The sequence below is a fragment of the Achromobacter sp. GbtcB20 genome, assembly GCF_019091095.1.
In the GTDB taxonomy this organism is placed as follows: domain Bacteria; phylum Pseudomonadota; class Gammaproteobacteria; order Burkholderiales; family Burkholderiaceae_B; genus Achromobacter; species Achromobacter mucicolens.
The window spans coordinates 1-315 of record NZ_JAGXJZ010000389.1; the positions used below are offsets into that span (position 1 = coordinate 1).

At 61.3% G+C, this 315-nt stretch carries 1 pseudogene; it reads left to right on the forward strand.

From position 1 onward, the window contains the following. A pseudogene (locus KVT32_RS29455) lies at window positions 1-315 on the forward strand (hypothetical protein); the annotation flags it as partial.

Genomic DNA, 315 nt, shown 5'->3' on the forward strand with positions numbered 1-315 from the left:
CTCGCTGAAGAAATTCCTCAACCTGCGCGCCGACGCCTTCCTGTCGAACGACTACCTGGCCTCGGACTTCGCCTGGATGGACCTCGACAGCCCGGTCGACATCACCATCGGGCCCTACGAGACCTATAACGACGAGCTGTTCGGCTACAAGGCCGCGTTCGAGGCCTACGTCAGCGTGCGCGATCCGAAGGAAACGCAGAAGCTGAACTTCTTCGGCAAGCACATGCAGGAGCTGGAAGACAACCTGCCGCTCGACAAGCAGTACCGCAATCCGAAGGTCGGGGCGATGGCGCCGATGGTGGTGGTGAGCCAGGT